Annotated in this window: 7 protein-coding genes; 3 read left to right on the forward strand and 4 right to left on the reverse strand. The window is 51.1% G+C overall.

The genetic code is table 11. The features are described from left to right. Nucleotides 1–513 precede the first annotated feature (513 nt). Nucleotides 514–2,397 (forward strand): DUF5686 family protein, encoded by a 1,884-nt coding sequence (locus AAF564_22810; protein ID MEM8488398.1) that lies wholly within the window; start codon nucleotides 514–516, stop codon nucleotides 2,395–2,397. A gap of 128 nt (nucleotides 2,398–2,525) precedes the next feature. On the opposite strand, the gene dut is transcribed toward AAF564_22810, so the two are convergent. Both dut and AAF564_22820 read right to left on the reverse strand, forming a co-directional pair. Continuing rightward, nucleotides 2,526–2,984, reverse strand: coding sequence for a dUTP diphosphatase (gene dut, locus AAF564_22815; GenBank protein ID MEM8488399.1), 459 nt, complete (start codon nucleotides 2,982–2,984; stop codon nucleotides 2,526–2,528). A gap of 30 nt (nucleotides 2,985–3,014) precedes the next feature. Next, nucleotides 3,015–4,535, reverse strand: coding sequence for a sodium:solute symporter family protein (locus tag AAF564_22820; GenBank protein ID MEM8488400.1), 1,521 nt, complete (start codon nucleotides 4,533–4,535; stop codon nucleotides 3,015–3,017). A 296-nt stretch (nucleotides 4,536–4,831) separates the two neighbouring features. On the opposite strand from AAF564_22820, the gene aspS reads away from it, so the two are divergent. Further along, nucleotides 4,832–6,688, forward strand: a complete 1,857-nt coding sequence (gene aspS, locus AAF564_22825; protein ID MEM8488401.1) for an aspartate--tRNA ligase — start codon at nucleotides 4,832–4,834, stop codon at nucleotides 6,686–6,688. A gap of 82 nt (nucleotides 6,689–6,770) precedes the next feature. Here aspS and AAF564_22830 read toward each other — a convergent pair whose 3' ends face one another. Together AAF564_22830 and AAF564_22835 are read right to left on the reverse strand one after the other, a co-directional pair. Beyond that, nucleotides 6,771–8,687 carry a S8 family serine peptidase gene (locus AAF564_22830; protein MEM8488402.1) on the reverse strand — a complete coding sequence of 639 codons (1,917 nt, stop codon included), beginning with the start codon at nucleotides 8,685–8,687 and terminating at the stop codon, nucleotides 6,771–6,773. Between the two features lie 258 nt (nucleotides 8,688–8,945). Beyond that, a complete protein-coding gene (locus tag AAF564_22835) occupies nucleotides 8,946–10,043 on the reverse strand; it encodes a T9SS type A sorting domain-containing protein (GenBank protein MEM8488403.1) in 1,098 nt (365 codons plus the stop codon). A 313-nt stretch (nucleotides 10,044–10,356) separates the two neighbouring features. On the opposite strand from AAF564_22835, the gene AAF564_22840 reads away from it, so the two are divergent. Then, complete coding sequence (locus AAF564_22840; protein MEM8488404.1) at nucleotides 10,357–10,746, forward strand: hypothetical protein; 390 nt, start codon at nucleotides 10,357–10,359, stop codon at nucleotides 10,744–10,746. Nucleotides 10,747–11,030 lie beyond the last annotated feature (284 nt).

Here is an 11,030-nt window from a genome sequence, read left to right on the forward strand (position 1 = left end):
CAGGGGAAAACCAAAACATAAAAAGCCCCTATTTCGTTTATAACACATTCTACTCAACGTTCCATGCGTTTTGGAGTACACTGTATTGTTTTGGTATTCAAACTTCTGGAAATAGTGAATACTTTGAAAAAACTATTGTAGAGAAATGTATTTATATTGAAACGACACGCATCCTGCGTATTGAAACAAAATACACTTCTCCTCAATTGTTATTTGAGAGTTTTCGCCAGATTAAAGAGTACTACAATTTTAGAATGTACTCCAAATCGCGGGGACAGGAGGTCAAAATAGGACGCAATCTAAGAACACTTTTATTCAGGAGTAGGTCTTACCTGTAAATCACACGCTAGACTATGCTATAGTCTAAGTTTAAAAAAGAACCTAAGTTATAAGAAACGTGGAATAGAGTTTCGCCGGCCGGGAGTTGCAGATGGCAACTTTTTTCTGGCGCGTACTTATTGATGTGATCCCAATTTAAAGGGTTTTAGTAAGTAGAACTTTTTATCCGAACCCATGAGCAAGCATTGTTACACCTCCATTTTCACCTTGCTGGTAGTCTTTGCCTTAACGCCGGCCAACCCGTTGTTGGCACAAGATGCCGACACCACCTCCTATGAGGCTGAGCGCCACGTAATCGAATCTGCCCTCGGCACGATGGTCAAAGTGATTCGGACCGCCACCTTCAGAGAAGGCAACAGCTCTGTTCAATCAGAACTACACGATCTTGCGGCACGGCTCAATGCAGTTAACCAGGCGTTGCCGGCGGTCTCGCTGACAGCCATGGCGCGCGCCAACACCATTGAAGATGCAGCACAAGGCGATCCAGACAACCCCCAGCCAACGTCAGTTTCAGACCTGAAGTCGCTGGAAAACGCACTGCTAGAACTTTCAGACCAGATTCGCGATATCCGCCGCACCCTCCAGGCTGAAAATGAAATGGACCTGGCTGCCCAGCTTGCACCAGTTGAAACAGGCATCGACAATGCGGTCGTGCAAACGCGCCGGCTCATCTTTGCAGATGAAAATGAGCCTGCAATCGCAGAAGCTGAAGTTGATCGGACCTCAAATGATCCCTGGCTCAAGCCCGGTGCCTATCGTAATGGCCGCAAGGTATCAACTGACGAGGATCGTGATATTATGGTAGCCGACATCCATGACGAAGTGATGGATGACGTGCGCTCCAGCATTGCTGAGGCCCGCGATGCTGTTGACGAAGCACGCTACGAGACCTCTTACACAACCTATCGCTACCGTCAGCGCCGTGCAGACTCTCCATTTGACGACTTTGACTACTCCGCTGCCTATGTCGGCGAGTTTTTCAACCGCTGGCCCTACCGCGAGACAGCGCTTTACCGCCCTATTCCTGCGATCCGTTACAACCGGGTAGAAGGCCTTGTGCTTGGCGCACGCCTGCTCCCGCTTGAATGGGGTGATTGGGAAAATGCCAAATTATACGGACAGGCAAGCTACGCGTTTGCCATGAAAGACGTCCGTTATGAACTCGGGGCAGAAGTGCGTCCTTTCCCGTACATGGATGATGACTTTGAATTCAAAATTGGCGTCTCTTACCGCGAAAATACAGCAACCAATGACATCTGGAAAGTCAACTGGGTAGAGAACAGCATCGCGGCCATGCTCTTCGAGTACGACTTCCTCGACTACTACAACGTGCAGGGCTTCTCAGCCTATGCAATCCAGCGGCTCTCTCCGTATGCACAAATCAGCGCCGGCTACCGGTCTGAAGAATATGGCAGCCTTGAAAACGAAGCCAATTGGTCGCTCTTTGGTGGCCGCGACTTCCGCTTCAACCCACTCGTAAGCGAAGGCCAGATGAACTCGGTTGTCGTAGCGTTTGAAGGCGGCCAGTTGTCAGGACTGCACAGTGTGCCCCGCGGTTCAGCTTTCCGATTCGATGCTGAGTTCGGCGAAGGCTTCGGCGGCGACTTTGATTTCTCTCGATTCCTTGGCGACGTTAGGTTCTATGTACCCTTTGGTTATGGCAGCAGCCTCGGCTTCCGCTTCCGTGGCGGCTATGCATCTGACGAAGCGCCAATCCAGAAAATGTTTACCTTGGGCGGTGTTGGCTCAGTACGGGCTTATCCACAGAATGCATTCTATGGCACGCGGATGCTCCTCGGAAACGTGGAGTACACCATCGCCAACATCTCACCGCTTGATGATATCTTCTCAGACGTCCAGGTGTTTGGATTTGGAGATGCCGGCTGGGTTAACAACAACGGCACGAACACGTTCGACATCGACGACCTCCTTCCTGCGGCCGGCTTAGGCCTAAGCTTTGCAGATCGGGCCGTCCGCCTCGAACTGGCCTGGCCGCTTAAAGAAATTGGTGGCGAAAAGGACCCAACCCTCTGGCTCCGCCTCTCCCCGACATTCTAGCGCTTCATAGCAAAGAAAAAACCGCATCAGACCAAGTCTCTGCTGCGGTTTTTTTGTTTTCCAGGCTTTCGGGGTCGCCATGCGTGTGGATTCCCGATCAATTTGGGAATGACGGACAAGCTTCTTATCTAAATCCCTGTTGAGCCAAATCCGCCGGCGCCGCGTTCGGTTTCGTCGAGACTGTTGCGCTCGTCCCATGCAACTTGCGCATGGGCAGCGATGACCATTTGCGCGATGCGCTCGCCGCGTTGGATAGCAAAAGCCTCTTTGCCATGATTGATCAGGATAACCTTGCACTCCCCGCGATAATCACTGTCGATGGTACCCGGGCTGTTCAGCACAGTGATTTTGTGTTTGACTGCAAGGCCACTGCGGGGGCGAACCTGGGCTTCGTAGCCCGGCGGAAGTGCAATTTGTAATCCGGTAGGGACCAGCACCACTTCACCTGGCCCAATCATCATGGGCTCAGCTTCGGGCACGGCTGCGCGCAAATCCATGCCGGCGCTCTGGGGTGTTGCATAAAACGGCAAATCAAGGCCCTCGGCGTGGGGCAGTCGCTTCAAAGGCACACGAATCGGCTCTTGCATCTCAATCAACTTCAATAATTAGCGTACAGATCAGGTATTGTCGAAAAATGGTTTCCAGACTTCGTCAGCCGGCTTTGGCGTTGCAAGGCTTACACCCACAAGCGTAAGAATAGACAGCAACACAGCCGGGTACGTGGCTTCTTGTAGAAACGGACTCCACGACGAGAAATAAGGCTGACTGGACAGATAGAAAGTCCAAATCAACGTGGTAAAGCTTCCCACAAGAATACTGGCAACGGCACCCTGCCACGTCGCACGTTTCCACAGGAATGCTGCCATCAAGGGTGGCGTGATTGCTGCGCCGTAAATCAGGTAGGCGGTGTATGCCGCATCCAGAATGGTTGGAAATTGCTCGACAAGCAAGTAAGCGATGAGTCCAAGACCAAGTACAAAAATGCGTCCGAGACGAACCACATTTTTTTCGCTCAAGTCAGGATTCACAAAACGCTGCCATACGTCGCGGGTCAGGTTTGTAGCCGGCACCAGCAGGAAGGAGTCTGCCGTTGAAACGATCACGGCCATCATGGTTGCAACCAGCACCATTCCGAGCACAAGGGGCAAGGCTTGCCCTGCGGCAGCCGGTATGATGTTCTCGGTGCCGGCGCGGCCTTCTTCAAACAGGTTGGTAATCAATCCCTGATCAACAGCAACACTACCAACCAATCCGAAGAACTGAAAACTGGTTTCCAGAATAACTACACCTATGACCCAGAAAAAGACGGCCTTTTGCGCCTGCCCGCTGTCCTCTGCGCTAAAAATACGCTGATACATATTGGCATCACCGAGCAGCAACAACATCGTCGGTATAAGGAACGAGAAGGCAATGATAGGCCCTGAATTTACATTTTCGCGTTCATCAGCCCAGTTACCAAAGACAGACCATTTGCCAGATTCCTCAGCGGCATTCATGACCACATCCAGTCCACCAACCTGATACAACAGAAAGCCAAGTCCAACCAGCACTCCACCGGTCATTAACACACCATTGACTACATCTGTGTAAACCACAGATAACATACCGGCAAGCACGGTGTAGAGAATCGCAAAGATCGCCGTAATCATGATGCCTTGTTCGATGGTAATCAAACCATCCGTCATGATTGCAATCACGCGCCCGCCCCCCTTAAACTGGTAAGAAACGATCGTGAGATAGGCAATAACAGTGATCAGGGTTGCTAACACACGCGACGCTTTTCCATAACGCGCCTCAAAGATGTCTGGAACGGTTACCTGTCCAAAATTCCTGATGCGCCGGGCGATAAAGTACACGATAACGATACCGGCCCATGCGCCGGCGCTGTACCAGAGGCTGGCGAGGCCGTTGCGGTATCCGAGGCCGGCACCGCCGAACAGCGAACCATTGCCCATCCAGGTAGCCAGCAGGGTGCCCACAAGAATGTACCAGGGCAAGGTGCGGCCGGCTACCATAAAGTCGTCACTGGAATTGACAACCTTGCTTTTATAGACGCCTACGCCCAACAAAGCGAACAAATAGACCAACGTAGCCAGGATATAGGGATTGCTAAACAGCTCCCCGAATAGTGTCATCATTTCCTGCATAAAAGACGTTTAATTCTCGGTGGGAATTTTTTCGCGCAATGGAAGGGCTTTTTTCACCAGAAGTGTGCAACCAATCGCGCAGCTCCGCTGTAATCTACAACCCAAAATTGAAATTGGTCATTTTGGGAGCCCAATTGGGATCATTACGATGCGGCAATCAGCACTAATTCTAACAGTTCTGAATGCTAATAGCCAGATATAGGCACTAAATTCTTAAAGCGTCTGGATTCGTGAAGTATGCCTATAAGCCGGCCGCGTTTTGAATCCCGCAACGTCAATCAAATAAAATGTCAGAACAACAAACTTTACGACTGATATCGGAAGTCGACGAACACGGACAGCGCACCAACAACTGCGGCGAGTTACGCGAAGCAAACGTTAATGAAAATGTTACCCTCAAAGGCTGGGTTGATACCCGCCGGGATTTGGGCGGCGTTATTTTCATCGATTTGCGCGATCGCCACGGGCTTACACAAATCGTATTTTCACCGCAGGATAATGAAAATGCGCACGTAAAAGCCGAGAATTTGCGCACCGAAGACGTGATTTCTATTGAAGGTGTTGTTCGGCCGCGTTCTAAAGAAACGGTAAACGCCAAACTACCAACCGGCGCTATTGAGATCAGTGTACAGAGCCTGTTCATCCTGAACACGTCACAGCCAGTACCTTTTCCTGTTTCATCACACGAAGAAAAGCGCAAACTGGCCAACGAAGAATTACGCCTGCGGTATCGCTATCTAGACCTCCGCCGGCCGGAGTTGCTGGAAAAGCTTGTGATGCGGCATAAAATTTACCAGACCACGCGCAGCGTATTTGTTAAAAATAATTTCCTGGAAGTAGAAACGCCGGTCCTGATGAAATCGACGCCTGAAGGCGCGCGCGACTTTCTGGTCCCCAGTCGTGTTCATCCTGGAGAGTTCTATGCCCTGCCCCAGTCTCCGCAGACGTACAAGCAAATTCTGATGATAGCCGGCTTTGACCGCTATTTCCAGATTGTAAAGTGCTTCCGCGATGAAGACCTGCGTGCAGACCGGCAACCTGAGTTTACACAGGTGGATGTTGAAATTTCGTTTGCTACGGAAGAGTTGATCTACGGCTTGATGGAAGAACTTATGACTTCCCTCTTCAAAGAGATCAAAGGCATCGACCTGCCAACGCCGTTCCCGCGCGTGTCGTACGCTGAGGCTATCCATCGATACGGCAGCGACAAACCAGATTTGCGGTTTGGCCTCGAAATCAACGACATCAGTAGCGCCTTTGAAGGATCGGGCTTCCGCGTATTTGACAACCTGCTTGAATCTGGCGGTAAAATTGTAGCCGTGAAAGTGCCAGGCGAAGGAGACCGTGGTCGCGGTGCGATGGACCGCCTCGATAAAGACATCGTACGTAAACGCATTGGTGCCGGCGGCCTTGTTTATTTCAAGCTACCGTCAGACGGTTCAGCAACATTCTCCTCTGTGAAAGCAGAAGTACTACCTTCGGCTTTTGTAGATAAAGCTATTGCGCAGATGGATGCCAAAGCAGGCGATCTGGTGCTTGTACTTGCCGGCAAAAATCCAGAAGTGTTTGAACAGATGGGTACGCTCCGTCTGCACATGGCAAAAGAACTCAACCTGATTCCTGAAGGGGGAGATGGCCCCTGGAATTTCCTGTGGGTTACCGACTTCCCATTGCTCGATTGGGACGAAGATGGACAGCGTTTCCACGCCATGCACCATCCGTTTACATCACCGCTGCCAGCAGATTTCGACAAAATGTTCGATGATCCTGGATCCGTACGTGCCCGTGCATATGACCTCGTGCTGAATGGCTACGAAATTGGTGGTGGATCTATCAGGATTCATAGCCGGGAAATTCAGAACCAGATGTTCAAGCTGCTCGATATCCAGGCTGAAGAAGCAAGCCGGCGTTTTGGCTTTCTTCTCGAAGCACTGGAGTACGGCGCGCCACCACACGGCGGCATCGCACTGGGCCTCGACCGCATTGCCATGTTGATGTCTGGCACGGAAAATATCCGCGACGTGATTGCGTTCCCCAAAACCCAGTCAGCGCAAGAGTTGATGGTATCATCACCTGATATCGTAGACGACCATCAGCTCAATGACTTGCATATTCGGGTACAGTTGCCAGAATCTGAAGACTAAACGCTGACCTCGCAGTTTTTACAAAAGTCCCCTCTTTCTTATTGAAGGAGGGGACTTTTTATGGCTAGCATTTTCGCCCAAGCTACTTCATCAACGTAACACTTCGGGCCGATTTAAAATGCTCGCCGGCAGCCTGGATAATATAAATCCCACTGGGTAGCGTACTGCCATCCAGCGTGAACTGATGCGAATACTCCGCAGGCAAAATCCCATCAGCTAGCACCTGTACGCGCGCGCCAACGAGGTTATACACAGATACAATGACGTGCTGCGCTCTGGCGAGGGTCAACGTAAACTGCGTTTGCGGATTGAACGGGTTTGGGTAAGGCGCCCCGAAATGAAACGCGCCATCAATGTCGATATAGACTTGCTGTTCGAGGCTATATGCAAACGTCCCGTCAAAGTCGATTTGTTTTAGCCGAAAGGTGTGCCAACCAGGCGAAAATCCATCTGCAGAGAAGTTGTAGGTTGCTGCATCCAGGGTTGTCCCGTGGCCATGCACAAAACCAAGCGAGGTAAATCCGTGGCCTCCATGGTATTCAACCTCAAAGCCGGCATTGTTCGTTTCGCTTGCAGTACGCCAGGACAGTAGTACTTTGTCATCGGTAGCGGTTGCCTCAAAGGCGACAAGGTCTACCGGAAGCTGGGTTGCCTGCAGTGCCAGGTCTACCTGAATCCGGGCCGTAGTGACGTCATTACGGTCGTCAGTGATCTGAAAGCCGGTGTTGGCAAAGGTCGCGAGCAGGGTTTCAATTGTCGCATCAGGATTGGCGGCTTTCAAAATTGCCCAGGCACCAGCCACATGAGGTGCTGAAAAGGAGGTACCAGCGCTGCTTGCAAACCCCCCACCAGGGATGGAAGTTGTGATATCTTGTCCGGGTGCAAGAAAATCCAGAAACGTAGCGCTGCTTGAAAAACTGGCAATGTCGTCTCCCATGGTTGTTGCACCAACACTGATAGCATTTGAGAGGCAGGCAGGTGATACCAGTCCATCAGACAAGCCACTGTTGCCGGCTGCAGCAATTACAGCAATGCCTTCGTCATGCAGCATATCAATCAGGATGCGCATGGCCGGATTTACTTCTTCGCAGGTGGCGACATCTGTATAGTGTCCGCCCCCCAGACTCAAGTTGACAGCAGCGATGTTGAGCGAATCTCGCTGCTGGTAGATGTAATCGAGTGCAGCAACCTGATCGGATACCCAGGAACGGACGCAGGGCGCATCGCCGCAATAGTTCTCGAACCGCGAGAAAACTTGTAGGGCGAGAATGTCGGCATCTCTTGCAACCCCTGAAAAATCATCAGAACGGCCGGCAACAATGCCGGCAACGCGCGTACCGTGGCTACACCCTTCGATCGCCGGATCACAATTGGTTGCAACGCCGGCGCCATAGGCACGCTCCTCATCACCGGGACACAGACTCACAGAGACAAAGTTGCTGCTTGTGCTTTCATAGCTGGAAGAGAAGCAAGCTTCACCAGCCAGTTTTCCATCCAGGAAGGGATGGTTACCGTCTACGCCAGAATCGACAACGGCAACCACTTGTCCGGCACCTGAACCGCCATACGCCCAGGCAGCCGCAGCACCAATCGCCGCTGTACTCTCTTCAAGCAATACCCCGTAGTGCTCGTCTTCCTGTACAAAGCCAATATTGGGGAATGTAAGCAGTTGTTGCAGTGCGTCCGGTGTAGCGTGGACAGCTAGAAATGGGATCTGTTGATAGAGGCGCACATGGGTCAATCCGTCTACAGCGTCGAGTACGGCTTGTTGTGATTGGGCGATGGCAGCGGTGTGATACGCCTTGCCGGCATTACCTCGTTGCAATTGAACAATGAGAGGCACAGTACCTTGTGTACGTGCTTTTTCCAACAAGGCAGCGTGTCGCTGCTGTGTGGGTAAGGTATTGATAGCGGGTAGCGCGGGCTGAGCGAAGCTGACAGGAATGTTACACAGAGACAGGGCAACACCTGCAAAAGCCCACAAAAGGGGGATTCGCATCCGAATATCGGGTTACTTCCAGAAATCCAATCGGGATGCGTAGGGCTGGCGTTTGCTTTGGGTGTCGGGGTGGTGATGGACAGGAAAGTCAGCCGGCACATCCTTTCAGAAGCATCGACTTCGATGGCAGACACTTAATTCTGACCGAGCGACTGGTCGGCAAAATAGCAGGTACAAAAAAAGCCCGGTCTCCAGTGGGACCGGGCTTGCTTACTGATCAGGGAATGTCAATTATTCCCAAAGCTTGCTGTGCAGGAATTACTTCAGCAACGTCACCGTCTGTGACTGGTTGAAGAACTCTCCTACTGCACGGATGAAGTAGCGACCGCTAGGCAGATTGCTGGCTTCAAACGTAAACTGGTGTGCTTCGCTTGGCGACAGGGCACCCTGGTGCAGGGTCTGTACGTGGCGGCCAAGCATATCGTATACGGCAATGTTCACATCCTGCTCACGCGCAATAGTCATGGTGAACTGCGTCGTTGGGTTGAATGGATCAGGATAGGGCTTCTGCATTTCAGCAGCACCTACAAGTGCGATATTGGCAGAAACGGCGTCGCTATAGGCAAAGGTGCCGTCGAAGTCGATCTGCTTCAAGCGGAAATTGTGATTGCCGGAAGCGAGGTCACGCGTCCGGAAGGTGTAGCGCTGTCTTTCGGTGGTTGTACCGCGACCGGCAACAAAACCGATGTTGGTATACGCACCGTCTACATACTGCTGTACTTCAAAGCCGGCGTTGTTCGTTTCACTGGCAGTTTCCCAGTGCAACACAGCGCGGCGATCCTGAACGAGCGACGTGAAAGACGTAAGTTCAACAGGCAACAACCCTGGAGGAATGTCCTGGTACTGCACGGTCATGGTGAACTTCGTATCAGCGAGGTCGCCAAAGGAGTTGTTTTCGAACGTGAAAGAACCTGTGTTGGTCATGGTTACAACCGTTTCCGCATCAGCGTTGACCAGAATTACTGTAACCCAACTTTCGAGGTCCCAGTTAACCGTCATTACGTTGGTAACGTCACCCTCATCTTTTTTAATCTCAAGGATATGCGTTTTAGTGAGATTTTTGTCTGCTGCTTCACCGCCACGGATATCACGTTCTGTATATTCGTTATCAGATGAACGCTGGAAACGAGCTTCAACACCTACACTCCAGGGCGGCATGCTTACACTCTCACCCAGTGCCGCTTCACTGTCGTAAGCATCTGATGCGCGGACATCCAGACCAAAAAACACCTGGTCTGATTTGCCGGCAGAATTGAAAGTTAAGCTAAATTCAATCTGTGGTGTTGGGCCAGGCTGCGCTGCTGCCAGCTGAACTGTGAAGAACGCGATTAGGCAAAAAGATAGAAATCTTGACATGGTTGTGAATCGATTTCGATGAAACATCGAGCGCTTTGTGAATGAAGTTGCGTATTGAGATTGGTGAGGATATATCGTGCGCAGAATTTGAGGCTTAACCAGCAAAGGGGTCGGTTTGCTTATCGTTAAACCTTTTTTGAATAATGAACAATCAACTCTGTGCTCGAATACAGAAAGTACAAACAATTACAGGCGAAGCTATGGTGTTTTCGCTCACAGGCGCGGGTGTTTTTACGCACGAACGCCATAGGTTTTAACGCACGGAATCCGGCGCTTTTAACACGAACAACACACTACATTCCAGCAAACAACTGTGGAACGACTACTTCTCAATATTTCCCCCACGCAAATCAATTGGGCTGCCTGGGAATCGCTGATCGAAGGAAATGGCATTACAATTGACCGCCCCTTCGCCTCACTCCATCCTTCCCATGAAACGATCATCTATCCGATAGACTATGGGTACGTAAATGATACGTTGAGCACGGATGGTGAAGAGGTGGATATCTTCTGTGGCTCAGCCAACAATAAACTCGTTGCAATCATCCAGACTGCGGATTTCAGGAAGGGTGACCGTGAGATCAAACTGCTCTATAATTGCACGCCGGCGGAAATCTATCTCGTTAACGGCTTCATTAATTACGCCCCCGAATTGATGAAAGGCCGGCTTACCATGCGGCAACCGATGCGGGAGTTGTGGTGAGGAGTGAGGAGTGAGGAGTGAGGAGTGAGGAGTGAGGAGTGAGGAGTGAGGAGTGAGGAGTGAGGAGTGAGGAGTGATTGAATTTTCCTTCGATATTCAGTGTTCCTTGTTCGGTGTTCGATATTCAAAGCCCTGCCTGGCCAGATCCTTCGCGCGGCTCAGGATGACGCTGTGGTAGCCGTAGTCCAATCCGTTCATTTTGCCCTAAAGAATCGACTTTTAGCCTTAATATGAAATTCCTGTAAGGCAATAGAACCAAACCAGAATTAGGGCGTTTTACGCAC

The sequence above is a fragment of the Bacteroidota bacterium genome (assembly GCA_039111535.1).
Lineage (GTDB): Bacteria > Bacteroidota > Rhodothermia > Rhodothermales > JAHQVL01 > JBCCIM01.